The 19,764-nt window shown below is 73.8% G+C and carries 20 protein-coding genes; 11 read left to right on the top strand and 9 right to left on the bottom strand.

Annotation, left to right across the window (positions count from 1 at the left end; all coding sequences use genetic code 11):
* Positions 1–170: 170 nt before the first annotated feature.
* The gene (locus OHA34_RS19240; protein WP_285942614.1) at positions 171–719 is read right to left on the bottom strand and encodes a hypothetical protein; all 549 of its coding nucleotides are present in this window, start codon (positions 717–719) and stop codon (positions 171–173) included.
* An 83-nt stretch (positions 720–802) separates the two neighbouring features.
* Entirely contained in the window at positions 803–2,353 is a 1,551-nt protein-coding gene (locus OHA34_RS19235) for an alkaline phosphatase D family protein (protein WP_329518498.1), read from the bottom strand.
* 330 nt (positions 2,354–2,683) lie between these two features.
* Between OHA34_RS19235 and OHA34_RS19230 the strand changes: the two genes are divergently transcribed.
* The gene (locus OHA34_RS19230) at positions 2,684–3,136 is read left to right on the top strand and encodes a cysteine dioxygenase (protein ID WP_285942612.1); all 453 of its coding nucleotides are present in this window, start codon (positions 2,684–2,686) and stop codon (positions 3,134–3,136) included.
* Between the two features lie 138 nt (positions 3,137–3,274).
* Here the strand turns inward: OHA34_RS19230 and OHA34_RS19225 are convergent, their stop codons facing one another.
* The 4 genes from OHA34_RS19225 to OHA34_RS19215 all read right to left on the bottom strand — a co-directional run bounded on the left by OHA34_RS19225 (position 3,275) and on the right by OHA34_RS19215 (position 6,514).
* The gene (locus tag OHA34_RS19225; protein WP_285942611.1) at positions 3,275–4,600 is read right to left on the bottom strand and encodes a dicarboxylate/amino acid:cation symporter; all 1,326 of its coding nucleotides are present in this window, start codon (positions 4,598–4,600) and stop codon (positions 3,275–3,277) included.
* Positions 4,601–4,812: 212 nt separating this feature from the next.
* Positions 4,813–4,938: a putative leader peptide gene (locus tag OHA34_RS38545; RefSeq protein ID WP_432763085.1), complete on the bottom strand. Its 126-nt coding sequence runs from the start codon at positions 4,936–4,938 to the stop codon at positions 4,813–4,815.
* A gap of 24 nt (positions 4,939–4,962) precedes the next feature.
* On the bottom strand, positions 4,963–5,205 hold the full coding sequence (locus OHA34_RS19220; protein WP_285942610.1) for a hypothetical protein: 243 nt from the start codon (positions 5,203–5,205) through the stop codon (positions 4,963–4,965).
* A complete protein-coding gene (locus tag OHA34_RS19215; RefSeq protein WP_285942609.1) occupies positions 5,198–6,514 on the bottom strand; it encodes a PspC domain-containing protein in 1,317 nt (438 codons plus the stop codon). The genes OHA34_RS19220 and OHA34_RS19215 overlap by 8 nt, the downstream gene beginning before the upstream one ends.
* Positions 6,515–6,655: 141 nt before the next feature.
* Between OHA34_RS19215 and OHA34_RS19210 the strand changes: the two genes are divergently transcribed.
* The 3 genes from OHA34_RS19210 to OHA34_RS19200 all read left to right on the top strand — a co-directional run bounded on the left by OHA34_RS19210 (position 6,656) and on the right by OHA34_RS19200 (position 9,111).
* Positions 6,656–7,876: an ATP-binding protein gene (locus OHA34_RS19210; RefSeq protein WP_329518497.1), complete on the top strand. Its 1,221-nt coding sequence runs from the start codon at positions 6,656–6,658 to the stop codon at positions 7,874–7,876.
* 8 nt (positions 7,877–7,884) lie between these two features.
* Positions 7,885–8,514 carry a LuxR C-terminal-related transcriptional regulator gene (locus OHA34_RS19205; protein ID WP_285942827.1) on the top strand — a complete coding sequence of 210 codons (630 nt, stop codon included), beginning with the start codon at positions 7,885–7,887 and terminating at the stop codon, positions 8,512–8,514.
* Between the two features lie 72 nt (positions 8,515–8,586).
* The gene (locus OHA34_RS19200) at positions 8,587–9,111 is read left to right on the top strand and encodes an AAA family ATPase (protein WP_285942607.1); all 525 of its coding nucleotides are present in this window, start codon (positions 8,587–8,589) and stop codon (positions 9,109–9,111) included.
* A gap of 37 nt (positions 9,112–9,148) precedes the next feature.
* Here OHA34_RS19200 and OHA34_RS19195 read toward each other — a convergent pair whose 3' ends face one another.
* From OHA34_RS19195 to OHA34_RS19185, 3 genes are all read right to left on the bottom strand, one after another.
* Positions 9,149–9,607 carry an SRPBCC family protein gene (locus OHA34_RS19195; protein ID WP_329518496.1) on the bottom strand — a complete coding sequence of 153 codons (459 nt, stop codon included), beginning with the start codon at positions 9,605–9,607 and terminating at the stop codon, positions 9,149–9,151.
* 16 nt (positions 9,608–9,623) lie between these two features.
* Positions 9,624–10,571 carry a nucleoside hydrolase gene (locus OHA34_RS19190; RefSeq protein ID WP_329518495.1) on the bottom strand — a complete coding sequence of 316 codons (948 nt, stop codon included), beginning with the start codon at positions 10,569–10,571 and terminating at the stop codon, positions 9,624–9,626.
* A gap of 72 nt (positions 10,572–10,643) precedes the next feature.
* Positions 10,644–11,327 carry a PIG-L deacetylase family protein gene (locus tag OHA34_RS19185; protein WP_285942825.1) on the bottom strand — a complete coding sequence of 228 codons (684 nt, stop codon included), beginning with the start codon at positions 11,325–11,327 and terminating at the stop codon, positions 10,644–10,646.
* A 150-nt stretch (positions 11,328–11,477) separates the two neighbouring features.
* On the opposite strand from OHA34_RS19185, the gene dhaK reads away from it, so the two are divergent.
* The 7 genes from dhaK (at position 11,478) to OHA34_RS19150 (ending at position 19,715) form a co-directional block, all read left to right on the top strand.
* Complete coding sequence (gene dhaK / locus OHA34_RS19180; protein WP_329518494.1) at positions 11,478–12,473, top strand: dihydroxyacetone kinase subunit DhaK; 996 nt, start codon at positions 11,478–11,480, stop codon at positions 12,471–12,473.
* Positions 12,470–13,108 carry a dihydroxyacetone kinase subunit DhaL gene (dhaL, locus tag OHA34_RS19175; protein WP_329518493.1) on the top strand — a complete coding sequence of 213 codons (639 nt, stop codon included), beginning with the start codon at positions 12,470–12,472 and terminating at the stop codon, positions 13,106–13,108. The genes dhaK and dhaL overlap by 4 nt, the downstream gene beginning before the upstream one ends.
* A gap of 2 nt (positions 13,109–13,110) precedes the next feature.
* Complete coding sequence (gene dhaM, locus OHA34_RS19170) at positions 13,111–13,500, top strand: dihydroxyacetone kinase phosphoryl donor subunit DhaM (protein ID WP_285942603.1); 390 nt, start codon at positions 13,111–13,113, stop codon at positions 13,498–13,500.
* A 69-nt stretch (positions 13,501–13,569) separates the two neighbouring features.
* The gene (pcrA, locus tag OHA34_RS19165; RefSeq protein ID WP_285942602.1) at positions 13,570–15,831 is read left to right on the top strand and encodes a DNA helicase PcrA; all 2,262 of its coding nucleotides are present in this window, start codon (positions 13,570–13,572) and stop codon (positions 15,829–15,831) included.
* Between the two features lie 66 nt (positions 15,832–15,897).
* Positions 15,898–17,595 (top strand): outer membrane protein assembly factor BamB family protein, encoded by a 1,698-nt coding sequence (locus OHA34_RS19160; RefSeq protein ID WP_285942601.1) that lies wholly within the window; start codon positions 15,898–15,900, stop codon positions 17,593–17,595.
* Between the two features lie 30 nt (positions 17,596–17,625).
* The gene (locus tag OHA34_RS19155; protein ID WP_329518492.1) at positions 17,626–18,852 is read left to right on the top strand and encodes a hypothetical protein; all 1,227 of its coding nucleotides are present in this window, start codon (positions 17,626–17,628) and stop codon (positions 18,850–18,852) included.
* Between the two features lie 95 nt (positions 18,853–18,947).
* Positions 18,948–19,715, top strand: a complete 768-nt coding sequence (locus OHA34_RS19150) for a TSUP family transporter (RefSeq protein WP_329518491.1) — start codon at positions 18,948–18,950, stop codon at positions 19,713–19,715.
* Positions 19,716–19,764: the final 49 nt, after the last annotated feature.

The raw sequence follows: 19,764 nt of genomic DNA, 5'->3' as shown, positions 1-19,764 counted from the left end.
GTGACGGGCCCCGTTGTGTCCTTTCGGATAGGGGAATGGGTGACTTCCTGGCCAGGTGAATGCAGTAAATTGCCCACATTTGTCGGATGCATGGCAATTGTCGACCATCGCTCCGTCCGGCCCCTACACCGGCCAGTACGTCTCACCCTGAGCGCGGGCGGGGTGTGCGGTCAGCGACCAGCAGGCAGGAGGCCCGCCGCCTCGATCACCGCCGCGGCGACCTCGGCGATGGGACGGCCGCCGGCCTCGACCGTGAAGTCGGCGATCCCGGCCTCGACCAGGACGCGGTCCAGCTCGCCCGACCTGTCCAGGTGCCAGCGCAGCTCTGCGGGCTCGTCCTCGTGACGCCGGACGAGGCGCCGCCGGACCTCCGGCAGCCCGACCTGGAGCCGGCACACCGACAGCGGCGCCCCGACCGCCGCACCGCAGCGCTCGCGCTCGTCCCCGGACTCGACCACTCCCGCGAGGATCAGCCGCGTCGCGCCGGCGTCCAGGTAGTTGCCCGCGACACTGCGCAGGTTCCGCAGCAGCAGGGCGAAGTTGAACCGGTCGCCCGGCGGCGCGGGCCGGCTCTTCGCCAGCCAGTCCAGGTCGATGACGGCGCTGGGGACCTCGGCGTCGCCGAGCAGCCCGCCCACGGCCTCGGCCACCGAGGTCTTGCCCGCTCCGACGGTGCCGGTGATCAGGAGGGCGCGGGGGGCCGGATCGCCAGGACGCATGCCCGCACCTTATGACCCGTCGTGACCCGGCCCGGAGCGGCCCGTCCGTGAACGGGGCGTTCCGGGGCGGGCCGTCCGCGGGGTCAGCGGGCGGGGGTGAGGGCCGTGGAGTGGAGCACGGCGCCGTCGATGTCGCGGAGGTGGACGGTGAGGGTCTTGCTGTGGGCGTCGATCTCCACCTGGCCGAAGAACTGGAAGCCCTCGGCCGGTGAGGTGTTGGCGTGCGGGGGCGCCTGCTGGAACTTGAGCTGGGGACCGAAGGTGGCGTCGAGGGCGTTGGGACCGAAGGCGCCGGCGCTCAGGGGACCCGATACGAATTCCCAGAAGGGGTCGAAGTCCTTGAACGCCGCCTTGGACGGGTCGTAGTAGTGCGCGGCGGTGTAGTGGACGTCGGCAGTCAGCCACACCATGTTCCGGACGCGGTGGCGCTTGGCGTACGAGAGGAGGTCGGCGATCTCGCGCTCGCGGCCGAGCGGGGCCTTGCCGTCGCCCTGCGCGGCGGCCTCCTGGGCGGTGCCGTCGGGGACGACCAGGCCGATCGGGAGGTCGGCGGCGATGACCTTCCAGGTGGCCTTGGAGCGGCTCAGTTCGCGCTTGAGCCAGGACGCCTGCTCGGCGCCGAGCAGGCCGTCGCGCTGGGTGGGGGAGTCGTCCGGTCCGTTCGCGTCCTTGTAGGTGCGCATGTCGAGCATGAAGACGTCCAGCAGCGGGCCGTAGGACACCTTGCGGTAGAGGCGGCCGTTCCTGGCGGGACGGATCGCGGTGGGGGTGTACTCCAGCATCGCGCGGCGGGCGCGGGCTGCCAGGACGTCCACGCGCTTCTCGGTGTACTCGGGGAGGTCGAGGATCTCGCCGGGGTACCAGTTGTTGAGGACCTCGTGGTCGTCCCACTGGTAGAGCATCGGGACGCGGGCGTTGAACGCCTTGAGATTGGCGTCCAGGAGGTTGTACCGGAACTGGCCCCGGTAGTCGGCGAGCGTCTGCGCGACCTTCGCCTTCTCGGCGGTGAGGACGTTGCGCCAGGTGCGGCCGTCGGGGAGCTTCACCGATTCGGCGAGCGGGCCGTCGGAGTAGACCAGGTCGCCGCTGCACAGGAAGAAGTCCGGGTCGACCGCGCCCATCGCCTTGAAGATCCGGTATCCGCCGAGGGCCGGGTCGATGCCCCAGCCCTGGCCGGCGAGGTCGCCGGACCACACGAACGAGACGTCCCGCTTGGCGCCGGGCGCGGTGCGGAGCCTGCCGGTGACCGGTTCGGAGAGGAGGGAGTGCCGGTCGAGGTCGGCGAGGCGGACGCGGTAGTGCAGGTCCTCGCCGGTGGGGAGGCCGTGCAGGAACGCCTTGCCGGTCAGGTCGGTCTCGGGCGTGAGCACGGGGCCGCGCACACTCCGGACGTTCCTGAAGTCGGGACGGCGGCTCACCTCGACGAGCATCCGTGCGGGACGGTCGGAGCGCGCCCACACGACCGCCTCGCGGCCGGTCACCTCACCGCTCTGCACACCGTGGGTGAGGCGCGGCCGGCCCCTGCGGACGAGACCGGGCGCGGCGGACGCGGTGCCGCCGCCGAGCAGGCCGAGCGCGGCACCGCCGCCCGCTATGGCGCCACTGCGCAGAAGGGTCCGTCTATCCAGCACCATGGCCGACTCCGTTCACTCAAGACTCAAGCGTGATCCTGGGGCAGGCTCTCGCGGCGCGGCGGACACGGCCGGGATCCGGGGTGGCCGGGGCGTGAACACTCGCGGTCGCCCTCCGCCGCCCCGACTTGACAACTCTCCGTAGTTGAGTGTCTGCTAGGGGGCATGCCAGCGCGCCTCTGCATCGAAAGCCTTGTGGCCCTTCGCCGCGTGGCCTGCGCGCTGTGTCCTTCGTGTTGTCGTAGCTGACCGCATTCCCCGCCCGGGTGACCGCTCCCCGGCCCCTCCCAGCTCTCCTCGGCGCCGACGGTGCCGGTCACGAAGGATCAGCCTGTGAACCTCGACATGGTTCCCGACCTCACGATGCGCGGGCAGGACGACCCGCACGGACGCGTGCTGCGGCGGCGTCCGCCGACCGTGGGGCAGCTCGCCGCCCGCGTGCACGCGCTGGCCGCCCGTCCGGGCGACTGGTGGCACCGGGTGACGTTCGACGCCGCCGCACCGGTCCGCGTCCCGCTCGGCGGGGCCGACGGGACCGGGCTCTGGCTCACCGTCTGGCCGCCCGGCCACCGCACCGGCCTGCACGGCCACGCGGGCGCCGTGGTCAGCGCGGTGATCGTCGGCGAGCTGGCCGAGGTCACCCTCGCCTCCGACGGCGTCGCCGGACGGGCCCTGCGCGCCAACCGGGTCCGGGTGCACGGCGGCGGCCACACCCACGAGCTCACCAACCCGGGCCCCTCGTACGCAATCACCCTGCACGCCGGGCCGTCGGACGACACCGCATAGTGGAGATCAGGCCGGCGTGCGCCGCCGTGCTCACGGCGATGCCGTGAACCGCGGAGGCACCCCCGCTCGGGAGCGGGGGTGCCTCCGCCGGCCGTCGGGCCGGGCGTTCGCGGGCCGTGCGGCAGTGCGGCCGTCGGGTCAGGCGGTCGCGGGCTCGGCGGGCTGCCGGGTCCGGGAGGTCTCGCGCGACTCATCGGCCTCCGCGGAGGTGAGCTCGACGGGCGTGCTGGTGAAGATGTCCTCGTCGAGCAGCCCCTCGGACCGGGCGACCAGCACCGGGACGGTGAGCTGACCGGCCACGTTCAGCGCGGTGCGGGCCATGTCGATGACCTTGTCGATCGCGATCAGGTAGCCGACCGCCTGGAGCGGCAGACCTACGGTGGTCAGGGTCAGGGTCAGCGCGACCAGGGCCGGGCCGGGGGTGCCGCCGGTGCCGAGCTGGCCGATCACCGCGGCCAGCGCGATCAGCGCGTAGTCGGCCAGGCCGAGGCTGATCCCGGTGTACTGCGCGACGAAGATCGCGGCGACCGCCGGGTAGATCGCGCCGCAGCCGTCGAACTTGATCGTGGCGCCGAGCGGCTGGGCGAAGCTGGCGTACTCGGGCTGGACGCCGTTGCGCTCGATCTGCACCCGCTGCGCGATCGGCAGGGTGGCCAGGGAGGACGAGGAGACGAAGCCGAACTGGATCGCCGGCCAGGAGTTGCGGAAGAACTTCAGCGGGGAGACCCGGCCGAACACGCGCAGCAGCACCGGGTAGCCGATCAGCAGCATCACCGCGACGGCCAGGTAGATCGCGCCGGTGAACTTGGCCAGCGGCGACAGCGAGCTCGGGCCGTAGGTGGCCACCACCGAGCCGATCAGGAAGAACGAGCCGATCGGGGTGAGCCGCACCACCCACCACACGGCCTTCTGCATGACCAGGTAGAGGTCGTCGATCAGGCCGGTCAGCCGCTCGCCGCGCTCGCCGATCGCGACCAGCGCCGCGCCGAACAGCACCGCGAAGGTGACGACGCCGAGCACGTTGCCGTCCGCCATCGCCTTGACGATGTTGGACGGGAACAGGTTGTGCAGCACCTGGGTCCAGGTCACCGGCTCGGTCTCGGCGGACTCGCTGGCGAGCTTGCCGAGGCCCTCGCCGGGCTTGACGATCAGCCCGACGGCCAGCCCGATCGCGGTGGCGATCGCCGAGGTGGCCACGAACCAGCCGAGGGTCTTGCCGGTCAGCCGGGCGACGCTGCCGACGTTGCGGAGCCGCCCGACGCTCACCACGATCGCGGCGAACACCAGCGGGACGACCACGACCTTCAGCAGGCTGATGTAGACGTCGCCGAACGGGTCGAGCCAGTTCCCGGCGATCTTCTCGCCGTCGCCGAGGTTGTTGATCAGTGCGCCGGCGGCCACGCCGAGCACGAGGGACAGCACGATCTGCTGCCAGAACTGCCATTTCCAGACGCGCAGGTTCACGGAGCGTTCTCCAGGAGGATCACGGCAGCCTGCCGGGTCCGGGCGCACGGGCACTCGGCGCGCGGTCCGGGCGTGCCGCGGGGCGGGCACGCGGGACCGTGGACGGGCGGGTGCCTTGGCGCGAGCGTTTCGGTGCGAGGGCGCCGGGGCGTGCGCGGATCCGGGGCGGGCTGCGGAGGGAGGGGAGTGGGAGAAGAAGGCGGGGGGACTGGTCAGGCGCGACAGGTGACGCTGGCGAGGCGGCACAGGTCGATGTGCAGCCGGGCCACGAGCAGAACGCTCTTCTCGGAGAACCTCACGGAGGTAGTCAACCTGATGTCCGGAATGCGTGTTCCCATCGGGGGATGTGACTTAGGTCACAATCACTGCCGGGGGTCGCGGCGCGCGGCGCGGGTGAGGATCCGCACGATGCCCACCAGGCCGAGCCCGATCAGCACCGCGGGCACCAGCACCCGGAGCCCGACGACGAGCTCGCCGGACAGGCCGCTCGCCAGGAGGACGCCCGCCACGGCGAGGAAGAACAGCCCGGCGATCGGGCCGCCCGGGTCGAAGCGCCGTCCGGACGGGGCGCCGTCCTCCCGGTCGTGGCCTGGTCGCTCAGTCACGGGTCACCCGCACATCCCCGAGCCGCGCCCGGATGCGCAGCACGATCTCAGGAGGGTTCGAGACGGTCCCGCCCTCGGGTTCCAGCACGTTCGTCGATCTGGCGTTGGGGCCGCTGATGGTGCGCGGCCCCACCGACAGGTCGCCGAGGCCGGTCTGCGCGTCCAGCGTCACCCGGGCCGTCGCCGGCAGCGACACCACCATGCTGCCCGCGATCAGTTTGGCGTTGATGGTGACCCGCTTGCCCCGGGGCACGGGCAGCGCGGTGAGGTCGAGCCAGACCGAGCCGATCCCGTGCTTGTACTCCTGGTAGGTGCGGTCGGCATCGGTCGGTCGCCAGTCCATGTCGCCATACCCCAGATCGCGAGGGACCGCCGTCGCCGCCGCGGTCGTCAGGAGGGTGAGGGTGAGCAGGGTCGTCACGGTGGCCAGCCCGCGGACCCGGAACCAGCCGCCGAGCAGCAGGCCGAGGCCGCCGACCGCGAGCGCCGGTGCCCCGACGACCAGCACCGCGTCCAGGACCGGCCGGCCGTGCGCCACCGGCAGCATCGCGGCCCCCGCCACGATCGCCGCGAGCACCGTCACCGACGTCAGCGGCGACTTGGCGCGCGGCGTCCTGCCGCGGCCGTGCGCGGGTGGTGCGGACATCGGCGGGACGGGCCACCTGCCCGGCGCGGACGCGTCGCCCGTCCCCCCGGGCGCAGGGGAGGAGCGGGAGCCGAGGTCGGCGAGGTCGATCATGCCTTCGGGCAGCCCGCCCCTTGCTCCGGACGGGGCGTTCTTCTCCAGGCGCACCCCGGTGCCCGCGAACGCGCGGTCGTCTTCCAGGGAGGTGGGCGCGGGCGGATGGCCGTGCAGCCGCTCGGGCATCGAGCGGACCGCGCCGACCAGGTCCACGCCGCGGGCGTGCGCGACCACCAGCATCAGCCCGAACACCGTCATCACCGCGATCGCGTCGGTGGAGAGCCCGCCGAACAGGCTCCCGGCGACGCCCAGGCACACCAGCGCCGCCATGATCGACAGCACCGCGGACGCGTCGAACCAGCGCTTCAGCAGCCGCTCCGCGAACGCGGCCTCGCCCGGCCGGCCCGGCATGAGCAGCGCCGCCGCGAGGTACAGCAGGACGCCCTGCCCGTGCGCGAGGACGAGGATCGCGAACCCCACCCGGAACACCACCGGGTCGATCCCGGTGAACCGGCCGAATCCGGTGCACACCCCGGCCAGCACCCGGCGTTCGGGGTCGCGGGCGAGCCGCCGGTAGTCGTCCCCCGGCGGCGCCGTCGCGGCGGTCGCGCCCTGCTCCTCGGTCATGGCCACCATCGTGGCCGGTCGCGCGGGTCCCCGCCATCCGGGACTCCCCTGAGCCGACCCTGAGGCGGGCGGGCGCCGGGATCGGGGTACCGCCCTGATGCGCCCGGGCCCCTCACGTGTGACGATCGGTGACGTGGGGGAATGCGAGGGACCTTGGACACGGCGATGGTGAACGGGCAGGCGCCGCCCGCCGCGCGGCTGCAACGCGTCGCGGACGGGCGGCTGGTGGCCGGAGTGTGCCGCGGCATGGCCGCCAACCTCGGTGTCCAGGTGCTGGTCGTCCGGGCCGCGTTCGTGCTGCTGACGGCGGCGAGCGGGCTCGGCTTCGTCGTGTACGCGGCGCTGTGGGTGCTGGTGCCCCGCCAGGACGTCCCGGCGGTCACCGGCACGGGCATGGGCACGGCCGTGGCGGCCGGCCGCCGCCGGGGCCGCGACTGGGGGCAGCTCCTGGCGTACACGGCGGTGACCTGCGGGCTGGTCTCGCTGCCCGCCGGGAACAGGGTCGCGCAGTTCGCGCTGTGGCCGTTTGTCGTGTGCGGCATCGGCGCCGCGATCCTCTGGCAGCAGGCCGACCGCGACCAGCGGCAGCGCTGGATGCTGCCGCTCCGGCAGATGTGGCTGCGCAGTCTGCTCGGCCTGCTGCTGGTGATCGGCGGCATCGGCGGGTTCGTGGTGCAGAACGTGGACGTCGGGCAGGCCCGGTCCGTCGTGATCGCGACCCTGATCATCCTCACCGGCGTCGCGGTGATCGCCACCCCGTGGGTGGTGCGGCTCTGGCAGGACCTCGACACCGAGCGGCACGAGCGGATCCGCTCGCAGGAGCGCGCCGAGCTGGCCGCGCACATCCACGACTCGGTGCTGCACACGCTGACCCTCATCCAGCGCAACGCCGGCGACCCCCGCGAGGTGCAGCGGCTCGCCCGCTCCCAGGAGCGGACCCTGCGCACCTGGCTCTACCAGCCGCGCGCCGACCCGGACCAGACCTTCGCGCCGGCGATCAAGGCGATCGCCGGGGAGGTGGAGGACGACCACGGGGTGCCGATCGAGGTGGTCTGCGTGGGCGACACCGCGCTGGACGACCGGCTCGGCGCCGCGCTCCAGGCCGCCCGGGAGGCGATGGTCAACGCCGCCAAGTACGCCGAGGCGCCGTCGGTCTCGGTCTACGCCGAGGTGTCGGGCGACGAGATCGCCATCTTCGTCCGCGACCGGGGGAAGGGATTCGACCTCGACCGGGTCCCGGCGGACAGGATGGGGGTCCGGGGGTCCATCATCGGACGTATGGAGCGCAACGGAGGCAAGGCGAGCGTCCGTACCGGACCGGGCGAGGGCACCGAGGTGCGTCTGGAGATCAGCAAGTCGTGAGCGAGCCGATGAAGCGGGTCGTCCTGGTCGACGACCACCAGATGTTCCGTACCGGGGTCAAGGCCGAGCTGGGGCTGAACGTGGAGATCGTCGGCGAGGCCGGCGACGTCGACGAGGCGATCGCGGTGATCAAGGCGACGCTGCCCGACGTGGTGCTGCTGGACGTGCACCTGCCCGGCGGCGGGGGCATCGAGGTGCTGCGCCGGCTGACCGGCACCGTCCCGTCCCGGTTCCTGGCGCTGTCGGTGTCGGACGCCGCCGAGGACGTCATCGGGGTGGTCCGCGGCGGTGCGCGCGGCTACGTCACCAAGACCATCTCCGGCCCCGAGCTGACCGACGCGATCGCCCGGGTCGCCGACGGCGACGCGGTCTTCTCGCCGCGCCTGGCGGGCTTCGTGCTGGACGCGTTCGCCGCCGCCGACGCGCCCGCCGCCGACCCCGAGCTCGACCAGATCACCCAGCGCGAGCGCGACGTGCTGCGGCTGATCGCCCGCGGCTACGCCTACAAGGAGATCGCCAAGGAGCTGTTCATCTCGGTCAAGACGGTCGAGACGCACGTGTCGAGCGTGCTGCGCAAGCTCCAGCTCTCCAACCGCCACGAGCTGTCCCGCTGGGCCGCCGCCCGCCGCCTGGTCTGACGGCGCGTCCGGACGGGCCGCGGCCTCGGCGTGCCGTCGTCCACCTCCCCGGGAGGCTGCGATCATGGCCGGATGGTTACCCCGGTCTACCTGATCACCGGCGTGCAGGCGGCGGGCAAGTCCACCGTCGCGCAGGCGCTGGCCGAGCGGCTGCCGAGATCGGCGCACGTGCGCGGCGACGCGTTCCGCCGGTTCGTGGTGGGAGGCCGCGCCGAGATGGGCCCGGACCCGTCGCCCGAGGCGCTGGAGCAGCTCCGGCTGCGCCACCGCCTGGCCGCGGCCACCGCCGACGCGTACGCCGAGGCCGGGTTCACCGCCGTCCTCCAGGACGTCGTGCTGGGGGAGATGCTGCCCTGGACGGTCGAGCAGGTGCGCACCCGCCCGCTCTACGTCGTGGTGCTGGCGCCCCGTCCGGAGACGGTGGCGGGCAGGGAGGCCGGGCGGGACAAACGCGCCTACGGCGCGTTCACCGTCGCGGACCTCGACCATGCGCTGCGCGCCACCACGCCCCGGATCGGGCTCTGGCTCGACTCGTCCGGCCAGACTCCCGAGGAGACGGTCGACGCGATCCTCGCGCGCGCCGTCCCGCTGGACTGACGGGCGGCGGGACGGACCGGCGGGACGGGCCGGCCGTTCACAGATCGGTGGGGAGGCGCGCCGGGCAGCCCGGCTCGCAGCGCTCCGAATGCCGCGCCACCCGGCGGGCGAACGATCGCAGCATCTGTTGCAGCGCGGCCCTGAGGAGCGGGCCGCTGCCCGGGATCTTCGCCTCGAACGTGCCCTGCCAGCGGATGAGCGTGCCCGTACCGGCCGGCTCCAGCGTCACGTCGGCCCGGTAGCCGCGCAGCGGCACCCCGGCGACCGCGACGTAGGCGTAGTGCCGCGGCGGGTCGAACACCACGACCTGCTCGCGCGCCGGCGGGATGCGCCGGATCGCGCCGACGCCGTTCGGGACCTCGTAGCCGGGCCGCTCCCGGCGCGGCCGGGTCGGGAACGCCCCCCACCGCCCCCACGCCTCGGCCACGCACAGATGCTTGAAGACCGCCTCGGCGTCGGCGCCGGACGTGGCGGTCGCTTCGATCTCGTACGGCATGGGGGCTCCGGGGGCGTCAGAGGGACAGGATGGCCGACAGCAGCCGGTCCTGGAAGGCGGCGACGTCGCTCCCGACCGCGATCCGGACCGGCCGCCGGGAGTCCTCGGCGGGCACCGAGCGGGCGTCCCACACGGTGGTGCCGCGGGTCAGCTCGCCCCGCAGCTCCACCCGGACGGCGCGTTCGGCGTACTCGCCGAGGCCCGGGTCGACCGCGAGCATCGCGGCGAGCGCGTCGTGGATGACGGCGCCGCGCCGCTTGAGGGTCGGGGTGTAGGCGTCGGCGTAGTAGTCGAGGACGCGGGTGGCGAACCGGGCGGCGGCCGAGTCGTGCGCCGCCACCCGCCGCAGCCAGTCATCGTGGACGGCGGTCGGGTGGGTGGCGTCGAGCGGTACCAGCACGACCGGCCAGCCGGCCGAGAACACCAGGTCGGCGGCCTCGGGGTCGTGCCAGACGTTGGCCTCGGCGTGCGTGGTGATGTTGCCGGGATGGTCGAACGCGCCGCCCATCACCACCACCTCGCGGATCAGCGCGGGCAGCTCGGCGTCGAGCAGCAGCGCGGCGGCCAGGTTGGTCAGCGGCCCGGTCGCCAGCAGGGTCAGTTCGCCGGGTGCGGCGCGCGCCAGCCGGACGATCTGCGCGGGGGCCGGCTCGGCGACGGGCCGTCCCTGCGGTTCGGGCAGGCGCGTGTCGCCCAGGCCGTCGCCGCCGTGCCACTCCACCGCGTAGTGGACGTCCTGCGCGATCGGCCGCCCGGCGCCGATCGCGACCGGCACGCCGGTCTCGATCCCGGCCAGCTCCAGCACCCGCAGCGTGTTGAGGGCGCCGGTGCGCGAGTCGACGTTGCCGTGCACCGTGCCGACCCCGACCAGCTCGACCTCCCCGGCCCGGACGAGCGAGGCCAGGTAGAGCAGGGTCACCGCGTCGTCGATGCCGGTATCGCAGTCGAAAAGGATCTTGCGCAACGGGACCTCACCAGGGTGGGACGGCGGCGGGAGCGGAAGCGGGAGCGGCGGGCGGTGCGAAGGGGGCGCGGGTCAGGCGGTGTCGACGATCTGGAACGCCTCGGCCAGCCGGCCCGCCGGGAGGCCGGCCGCGGCGGCGTTGGCCGACAGCCAGGTGCGCAGCATCTCGGGCAGCCCGTCGCCCATGTGGCCGGTCTGGCTGGCGTGCGCGCGCAGCGCGTTCACCTTGCGGTCGAACCGGTCGGTGATGTCGACGCGGTGGTCGGCGGCCGGGCCGCCGGTGATCCACACCTCCCGGACGGTCCAGGCGGCCAGCCCCTCGTCGGCCAGCAGCTCGGGGAACGCGTAGGGGTTGCGGGCGTCGGGGTAGACGGCGTCGAGCGCCGCCGACCCGGCCGCCCGGTGGTCGGGGTGGCTGGGGTAGATCCGCCGGTAGTCGCGTTCGGGGCTCGGCATCAGCACCCGGTCGGGGCGCACCTGCCGGATCACCCGGGCGATGTCGCGGCGCAGGTCGAGAGTGGCTTCGAGCCGTCCGTCCGGGTAGCCGAGGAAGCGGACGTCCGAGACGCCCACGCACTTGGCCGCGGCGCGCTGCTCGTCGCGGCGCAGCGCGGCCATCTCGGTGCGGGTGACGGCGTCGTCGAAACCGCCCGCGTCGCCGTCGGTGACCATCAGGTAGGTCACCTCGATACCCAGGTCGGTCCAGCCGGCGACCGTTCCGGCCGCGCCGAAGTCGACGTCGTCGGGGTGCGCCATCACGGCCAGGATCCGCTGCACGTCTGTGTCGTCCAGAACATTGGTCACGGTTTCCACCTTATGACGGCCCGCTCCCGGCGTCCGGACGATCTTGGCGGCGATCGCGCCCGGGGGCTGGGATCGGCGGCCCCGGTGGGGTAGAGCAGAGGCATGCGCAAACTCATCAACGATCCAGCGGACGTCGTCACCGACGCGCTGCGCGGGCTGGCCGCCGCGCATCCGTCGCTGCGGGTCGACCCCGCCGCCGGGACGGTCGTGCGGTCGGACGCCCCGCACGCCGGCAAGGTCGGCCTGGTGTCGGGCGGCGGCTCGGGCCACGAACCGCTGCACGCCGGCTTCGTCGGGTACGGGATGCTCGACGCCGCCTGCGCGGGCGAGGTGTTCACCTCGCCGGTCCCCGACCAGATCATCGCGGCCACCGCGGCGGCGCACGGCGGCGCCGGGGTGCTGCACGTCGTCAAGAACTACACCGGCGACGTGCTCAACTTCCGGATGGCCGCCGAGCTGGCCGAGGACGAGGACATCGAGGTCGTCTCGGTCCTGGTGGACGACGACGTCGCGGTGGAGGACAGCACGTTCACCGCGGGCCGCCGCGGCACCGGCGCGACGCTGTTCGTGGAGAAGATCGCCGGGGCGCTGGCCGAGGAGGGCGCCGCGCTGGCCGAGGTCGCCGCGGTCGCCCGCGAGGTCGACGAGCGCAGCCGCTCGTTCGGCGTGGCGCTGGCGCCGTGCACGGTCCCGGCGGCCGGGCGCCCCACCTTCGAGCTGGCCGAGGGCGAGATGGAACTCGGCGTCGGCATCCACGGCGAGCCGGGGCGCGAGCGGGTGAAGGCGGGCACCGCCAGGGAGATCGTCGACGCCTCGCTCAGCGCGATCGACGCCGACATGCCGCTGGCCGGGGCCGAGCTGCTGGTGCTGGTCAACGGGATGGGCGGCACCCCGCTGGTGGAGCAGTACGTGGCGTACGCGGCGGCGGCCGAGTGGCTCGCCGGGCACGGCGCGACGGTCGTCCGGCCACTGGTCGGCGGCTACGTGACCAGCCTGGAGATGGCCGGCTGCATGATCTCGGTGTGCCGGCTCACCCCCGAGCTGACCCGCCTGTGGGACGCGCCCGTCCAGACCCCGGCGCTGCGGTGGGGCCGATGACCGGCACGGCGGACGGCGCGGACCTGGCCGCCTGGATCCGGCTCGCCGCCGAGCGGGTCGCCGCGGACGCCGGCCGCCTGACCAGCCTGGACGCGGCGATCGGCGACGGCGACCACGGCCTCAACCTGGACCGCGGCCTCGCCGCCGCCGTCGCGGCCCTGCCCGACGGCGCCCCGCCCGGCAAGGTGCTGACCGCCGCGGGGCGGGCGGTCGTGTCCAAGACCGGCGGCGCCTCGGGCCCCCTGTACGGGACGGCGCTCCGCCGCGCGGGCAAGGCGTTCGGCGACGCCGACCCGATCGACGCCGCCGCGCTCGGCGCGGGCCTGCGCGCGGCCCTGGACGGTGTGCGCGAGCTCGGCCAGGCCGCCGGGGGCGACAAGACCATGGTGGACGCGCTCATCCCGGCCGTCGCCTCCTACGACGCGGCCCTCGCCGCCGGTACGGGCCTCGCCGGCTGCGCGCGCGCCGCCGCGGACGGCGCGGCCCAGGGCGCCGACGCGACCGTCCCGATGCAGGCGCGGAAGGGCCGGGCAAGCTATCTGGGCGAACGCAGCATCGGGCACATGGACCCCGGTGCCGCGTCCACCGCGCTCATCCTGCGCGCCCTGGCCGACACCTTGACGGAGAGGGACTGACGATGGTCGGAATCGTGCTGGTCTCGCACAGCCGCGCGCTGGCGGAGGGAACCGCCGAGGTGGCCCGCGCGATGGGCGTCGGCAAGGCGGTCGTGGAGCCCGCCGGGGGCGACCCGGACGGCGGCCTCGGCACCAGCCCCGAGCTGGTCGGACGGGCCATCGAGGCGGCCGGGGACGGCGACGGGGTGGTGCTGCTCGCCGATCTCGGCAGCTCGGTCCTCACCGCGAAGCTGGCCCTGGAGGACGCCGCGGACGTGCCGGGCGGCCTGGTGCTGGCCGACGCGCCGCTGGTGGAGGGCGCGATCGCCGCCGCCTCGATGGCCGCCGCCGGGGCCGGACTGGAGGGGGTGCTGGCCGCCGCCGAGAGCGCCCGCGACCACCGCAAGACCTGACCGGGCGACCACCGCGAGGGTGCGGGAGCCGAGACAATGCGTCGGCGCCTGGCCGTAGACTCGCACGTGATGTCGAAGACCGAAGCTCACCCCTTGCTCGATGGCCTCAACCCGCAGCAGCGCGCCGCCGTCGTGCACTCGGGCGGCCCCCTGCTGATCGTCGCCGGTGCCGGCTCGGGGAAGACCCGCGTGCTCACCCACCGGATCGCCCACCTGCTCGGCGAGCGCGACGCGCATCCGGGCCAGATCCTGGCGATCACCTTCACCAACAAGGCCGCGGCCGAGATGAAGGAGCGGGTGGACGCGCTCGTCGGCCCGCGCTCGCGCGCGATGTGGGTGATGACCTTCCACTCGGCCTGCGTGCGGATCCTGCGCCGCGAGGCCAAGCGGCTGGGCTTCCCGACGAGCTTCTCGATCTACGACCAGGCCGACGCGCGGCGGCTGATGGCGCTGGTCTGCCGCGAGCTCGACCTCGACCCCAAGCGCTACCCGCCCAAGTCGTTCTCCGCGCAGATCAGCAACCTCAAGAACGAGCTGATCGACTACGAGACCTACAAGGCCCGCGCCGCCACCCACATGGAGCAGACGCTCGCCGAGGCGTACGAGATGTACCAGGCGCGGCTCCAGCAGGCCGGCGCGATGGACTTCGACGACCTGATCATGATGACGGTCAACCTGCTCCAGGTGTTCCCCGAGGCCGCCGAGCACTACCGGCGCCGGTTCCGGCACGTCCTGGTCGACGAGTACCAGGACACCAACCACGCGCAGTACGAGCTGGTCCGGGAGCTGACCGCGCCGGTCGAGGGGGTGGGGGCGGCCGAGCTGTGCGTGGTGGGCGACGCCGACCAGTCGATCTACGCGTTCCGGGGCGCGACGATCCGCAACATCATGGAGTTCGAGCGCGACTACCCGGACGCCACCACGATCATGCTGGAGCAGAACTACCGCTCCACCCAGACGATCCTGTCGGCGGCCAACGCGGTCATCGAGCGCAACGCCGACCGCAAGCCCAAGCGGCTCTGGTCCGACCAGGGCGAGGGCCACAAGATCACCGGCTATGTGGCCGACAACGAGCACGACGAGGCCGCGTTCGTCGCGCACGAGGTCGACAAGCTCACCGACGCCGGCGACGCCCGGCCCGGCGACGTCGCGATCTTCTACCGGACCAACGCGCAGTCCCGGGTGTTCGAAGAGGTGTTCATCCGCGTCGGCCTGCCCTACAAGGTCGTCGGCGGCGTCCGCTTCTACGAGCGCAAGGAGATCCGCGACCTGCTGGCCTACCTGCGGGTGCTGGCCAACCCCGAGGACACCGTCTCGCTGCGCCGCGTCCTCAACGTGCCCAAGCGCGGCATCGGCGACCGCGCCGAGGCGTGCGTCGAGGCGTACGCCTCCCGCGAGCGCATCTCGTTCTGGCAGGCGCTGCGCCGTCCCGAGGACGTGCCGGGCATGGCGACCCGGTCCAGCAACGCGGTCCGCGAGTTCGTCGCCCTGCTCGACGAGCTGCGCGCCGCCGTCGAGTCCGCGACCCCGGCCGAGCTGGTCGACCGGATCCTCACCAAGAGCGGCTACCTGGCCGAGCTCCAGGCGTCCAAGGACCCGCAGGACGAGACCCGCGTCGAGAACCTCCAGGAGATGGAGGCCGTCGCCCGCGAGTTCGAGGAGCGCCTCGACGGCGAGGACGCCGCCGGCCGGCTCACCGACTTCCTGGAGCAGGTGGCCCTGGTCGCCGACGCCGACTCGATCCCGGGCGGCGCCAAGGGCAACCCGGTGCCGCCCGGCGAGCAGCCCGAGGAGACCGAGCAGGGCGTGGTGACGCTGATGACCCTGCACACCGCCAAGGGCCTGGAGTTCCCGGTGGTGTTCCTCACCGGCATGGAGGACGGGGTGTTCCCGCACCTGCGCGCCATGAGCAACCCCAAGGAGCTCGAAGAGGAGCGCCGGCTCGCCTACGTCGGCATCACCCGGGCCCGGCAGCGGCTGTACCTGAGCCGCGCCACGATGCGCAGCTCGTGGGGCGCCCCGCAGGTCAACCCGCCGTCCCGCTTTCTCGGCGAGGTCCCGACCGGGCTGATGGCGTGGGAGCGCGAGGCGTCCGGCAGGTCGTCCCCGGCGATCGCCTCGGTGGCGGCCCGCCCCGGGGTCCGCTCGCCGGGCAACCGGGCCGTCCCGGCCCTGTCGCCGGGCGACAAGGTCACCCACGACTCGTTCGGCCTGGGCACCGTGGTGTCCGTCGACGGCGACGGCGACAAGGCCGCCGCCAGCGTCGACTTCGGCGGCGAGTACGGGGTCAAGCGCCTGGTGCTCCGGTACGCCCCGGTCGAGAAGCTCTGACGGCCGTCCCCGCTCGAACCGCGGGGGCGGCGCGGGAGTCCTAAGGGCATCGTCCCTGGAGGCCCCGTGCGCCCTTTCCTGGCCGCGCTCGTCGCGCTGGCCGTCCTCACCATGGGCTGCGAACCCGTCGACCCGATGCTGGATCCGCCGGTCGACCACGTGACGAGCAGAACCGAACCCGAGGAGACGTCCGAGACCGGGCCCGCCCCCGGGCGGCTGCGCCCCGCCTGGCAGCGGGAGTTCTCCGCGACGCGGAAGGACGAGGTGGCCTTCGCGCACGTCGCGGGGCAGGTCCTCGCCTGGACGAGGAGGGGCGTGGAGGTCCTCGACGCCCGCACGGGCCGGCCGCGCTGGCACTACCGGGAGCTGGAGGCCCGGCTCGTCGGCCTCACCACGACGCCGGACGCGGTCGTCGTCCAGACCACCGAACGGATCGTGGGGCTGGACGCGGTCACCGGGAAGCAGCTCTGGAGGACGACCCCGTCCGGACTCGGAGCGCGGACGCTGGTCGGTTCGAAGTCGGGGACCACCGTGCTGACCTGGGGGGCCGACGCCGGCACCGTGTTCGAGGCGGTCGACGCGAAGACCGGGCGGAGGCGCTGGTCCACCAAGGTCGAGCCGGAGAGGGCCATGACCGGGACCGGGTGCAAGGCGGAACCAGTGCCGACCGACGGCAGCCTCTTCCTGGTCAAGGAGGAGTGCGGCACGCCGAAGCGCAGGTTCGTCGCGCTGGACCCGCGTACCGGGGACGTGCGCTGGCAGAGGAGGACGCCCGCCGAGGACGTGTGGGTGCAGGAAGGGATCACCCTGATCCCCGAGGGGGAGTCCAGGGGCCGTTTCACGCTTCTCGGCCCCGGCGGCCGCGAGATCCTCGGGATGAGCCCGAAGCGGACCTGCTGGGAGTGCGAGCTCGCCGTGGTGGGCCGGCGGGCGGTCGTCCCCCTCACCGGCGGGGAGTCCCTCGCGTTCATCGACCTCCGCACCGGCAAGGTCGTCCGGGAGGTGCGGCACCATGCCACCGGCCGGCTCACCGTCGCGGGAGACCGGGTCTACCAGTCGGACGCCCGGCTGGCCTCCGGCTACGCGATACCGGCGACCGGGTTGTCCGTCATCGTCCCCAGGACCGCCCAGGTCACGACCGAGGTGGCGCCCTTCGGGGACCCGGAGTTCTGGGACGCGCCGGCCGCCGAACCGGGCGTCTTCGCGACCGCCGGCCTGCTCTTCCGGCCCACCCGAGGGGAGCGCGGCGGCACCCGGCTGACCGCCTACGAGTGGGACGCCGAGCCCGGTGCCGGCGGGGCTCCCGTCGGACTGGGCGGTGTCCGGCCGTCGGAATGGCCGCAGGCCTGCACCTTGGTCGCCGAGCCGTCCTGGCGGCCCGGGAAACCGGTCGAGATCGGCCCGGTGACCCTGCACGGCCTGACCTGCGAGTCGCCCCGGGACACCGGTCGCCGGATCGCGGTGAGTTGGGTGGCCCGGTCCGCGCGGGAGGCCGATGAGCTGCTCGCCGCGTTCACCCCGGACGTCCGTGCGGTGCCCGGTCTGGGCGATGAGGCCTACCAGTTCGGGAAGCCGGGGAAGGAGAGGACGGTCGTCCGGGTGGGCCGCTACATCATCACGGTCGCCGGCGCCGCGGGCTTCAACGGGGACCGGATCGGCCGGGCCGTCAGGGCTCTCCGCGCCGGTGACGCGCCGCCGGCCGGCGGCGCGTCCGCTGGTCCCGGAGGCGGGCCGCTGGGGGTAATGTCTGAGTTGTTCCCCTAATGTCAGTTCGTCCTTGGAAGACTGCGTCCGATGAAGATCCTCCAGATGGTCCAGGACCTGGTCGACGACGCGTCCCTGGACGTTCCCGAGACGAGCGAGCGGATCACCGAGCTGCTGGCGGCCAGGACGGGGCGGGGCCTGGCCGACGCGGTCGAGATCCTGATGGAGACGGCCGACGAGCGCACGGCCTCCTACGCCTCCACCCACCTCGCGCTGATGCCCGGCGCGCACGCGGAGAAGACGCGGGTGGCCGAGCGGCTGCGCGGGGCCGGGCCGCTGGCCCGGGACGCGGGGGTGCTGGTGCCCTGGCTGCCCGGCGGGCTGCTCGACGCCTTCGTCGCCGACTCCCTGTCCGAGCCCGTGCGCGGCACCCCGCTCGCATCGGTGGTCTTCGAGATCGCCGCGTACCAGCCGGCCCGGCTGCGCCCGTTCGCCGACCGGTTCGAGGAGGACGGGGCCATCCGCGCCGGCCTGCTGTCGGGCGCCCCGGACGCGCTCGTGGACGGGCTGGTGGAGCGCTGGCGGTCGGGGGAGGACGGGACGCTGGAGTCGATCGCCCTCGTCCGGACCGACCACGCAGTGCGGACGCTGATCTCGCTGCGCGAGGAACTCGAGAAGATCGAGGGCGAGGCGGCCTGGGAGACCTTCGCCACTCTCGCCGGCCTGCTCCCCGACACCCTGGAACCGGCCGGGTACCGGCCCGCGTTCATGGGCCTGGTCGTCGACAGGGGGGAGAGCGCGCACGTCATGGGCGGCGGCTTCCCCGGCGAGGTCCCCGCCTGCGGGACGTGCCGTGCGCCCGCCGAGCGGGTGCTGACCCTGGCCGCGCGCCTGCTGCCGTTCGGGCTGAGCGCGGATCCGTCGTTCTTCCTGCTCGCGTGCGGCTGCGGGGAGCCGGACGTCCCGATGGCGCGGATCGGCCTGGACGGCGCGGTGGAGGAGGTGCTCGGCGGCCCGAGCGCGCCGGCCGCGCCGGGACGGGTCGTGCCGGGGGCGCGGGCGCTGGCGCTGGAGCCGCACCCGAACCAGGACGGCGTCAGCATGATGGCGCTCGGCGGGCACTCCAACCACCACGTGGGCGGGCTGCCGAGGGAGACCGAGCACGAGCTCCGCTACCCGGCCTGCGCCGCGTGCGGGACGTGCATGAGATACGTCACGTCCATCGACGGCGGCTTCACCCCGTTCGGGCGGATGGGCCTGCGTGGAACGGTGCACGGATTCTGGTGCGACGACTGCCGCGTATCGGTCATGCGCTGACGGACGTCCCGGGAGCGGCCGGTGCGCGCGGCGCCGGCGGGGGTGAGTAGGTTCATGCGCGACGATCCTTTGACTCCTTACCCCCGGGAGCCCCCGTGCACGTCGAGCAAGTGGTCCTGCTCATCCTCGCCGCCGCGGCGGCGGGCTGGGTGGACGCCGTGGTCGGCGGGGGCGGGCTGATCCAGCTCCCAGCGCTGATGCTGCTCAACCCGGGCCAGCCGGTCGCGACCGCGCTCGCCACCAACAAGATCGCCTCGATCGCGGGGACCTCGACCGCCGCCGTCGCCTACCTGCGCAAGGCCAAGCCGGACGTCCGGGTCGCCCTGCCCGCCGCCGGGCTGGCGGTGTGCTGCGCGGCGGGCGGCGCGCTCTGCGCGGCGGCGATCTCGTCCGAGCTGCTCAAGCCGGTGATCATGGTGGTGCTGCTGGCGGTGGCGGCGATCGTGGTGCTGCGGCCGGACCTCGGCCGGGTGCCCGCGCTGGTGCTGCGCACCCGCCGCCGGACCGCGGCGGCGATCCTGATCCCCGGCGTGCCGATCGCCTTCTATGACGGGCTGATCGGACCGGGCACGGGGACGTTCCTGGTGCTGGCGTTCACCACGCTGCTCGGTGTCGACTTCGTGAACGCCTCCGCCAACGCCAAGATCATCAACACCGGCACCAACCTGGGCGCGGTGATCGTGTTCGCCGCGCAGGGCCACGTGCTGTGGGCCCTCGGCCTCGTCATGGCGGTCTGCAACATGGCCGGGGCGCTGCTCGGCGCCCGCATGGCGATCAGCCGGGGCGCCGGGTTCGTCCGGGTGGTGCTGCTGTGCGTGGTCGGCGGCCTGGTGCTCAAGCTCGGGTACGAGCAGTTCGCCTGAGCCTCCGGCGCTCCGCCCCGGTTCCGGACCCGGACCCGACCCCGGGCCA

The organism is Spirillospora sp. NBC_01491 (assembly GCF_036227065.1).
Taxonomy (GTDB): Bacteria; Actinomycetota; Actinomycetes; order Streptosporangiales; family Streptosporangiaceae; genus Spirillospora; species Spirillospora xylanilytica.
This window is presented reverse-complemented; position numbering and strand designations above follow the sequence as displayed.

What these genes read in the sequence shown, in the direction of transcription:
- OHA34_RS19195 (WP_329518496.1), bottom strand. Translation starts at nt 9,607, where the DNA reads ATGCCGTACGAGATCGAAGCGACCGCCACGTCCGGCGCCGACGCCGAG.
- OHA34_RS19210 (WP_329518497.1), top strand. Translation starts at nt 6,656, where the DNA reads ATGCGAGGGACCTTGGACACGGCGATGGTGAACGGGCAGGCGCCGCCC.
- OHA34_RS19235 (WP_329518498.1), bottom strand. Translation starts at nt 2,353, where the DNA reads ATGGTGCTGGATAGACGGACCCTTCTGCGCAGTGGCGCCATAGCGGGC.
- OHA34_RS19215 (WP_285942609.1), bottom strand. Translation starts at nt 6,514, where the DNA reads ATGACCGAGGAGCAGGGCGCGACCGCCGCGACGGCGCCGCCGGGGGAC.
- dhaK (WP_329518494.1), top strand. Translation starts at nt 11,478, where the DNA reads ATGCGCAAACTCATCAACGATCCAGCGGACGTCGTCACCGACGCGCTG.
- OHA34_RS19205 (WP_285942827.1), top strand. Translation starts at nt 7,885, where the DNA reads ATGAAGCGGGTCGTCCTGGTCGACGACCACCAGATGTTCCGTACCGGG.
- OHA34_RS19155 (WP_329518492.1), top strand. Translation starts at nt 17,626, where the DNA reads ATGAAGATCCTCCAGATGGTCCAGGACCTGGTCGACGACGCGTCCCTG.
- OHA34_RS19200 (WP_285942607.1), top strand. Translation starts at nt 8,587, where the DNA reads ATGGTTACCCCGGTCTACCTGATCACCGGCGTGCAGGCGGCGGGCAAG.
- OHA34_RS19185 (WP_285942825.1), bottom strand. Translation starts at nt 11,327, where the DNA reads ATGGCGCACCCCGACGACGTCGACTTCGGCGCGGCCGGAACGGTCGCC.
- OHA34_RS38545 (WP_432763085.1), bottom strand. Translation starts at nt 4,938, where the DNA reads ATGGGAACACGCATTCCGGACATCAGGTTGACTACCTCCGTGAGGTTC.
- pcrA (WP_285942602.1), top strand. Translation starts at nt 13,570, where the DNA reads ATGTCGAAGACCGAAGCTCACCCCTTGCTCGATGGCCTCAACCCGCAG.
- dhaM (WP_285942603.1), top strand. Translation starts at nt 13,111, where the DNA reads ATGGTCGGAATCGTGCTGGTCTCGCACAGCCGCGCGCTGGCGGAGGGA.
- OHA34_RS19240 (WP_285942614.1), bottom strand. Translation starts at nt 719, where the DNA reads ATGCGTCCTGGCGATCCGGCCCCCCGCGCCCTCCTGATCACCGGCACC.
- dhaL (WP_329518493.1), top strand. Translation starts at nt 12,470, where the DNA reads ATGACCGGCACGGCGGACGGCGCGGACCTGGCCGCCTGGATCCGGCTC.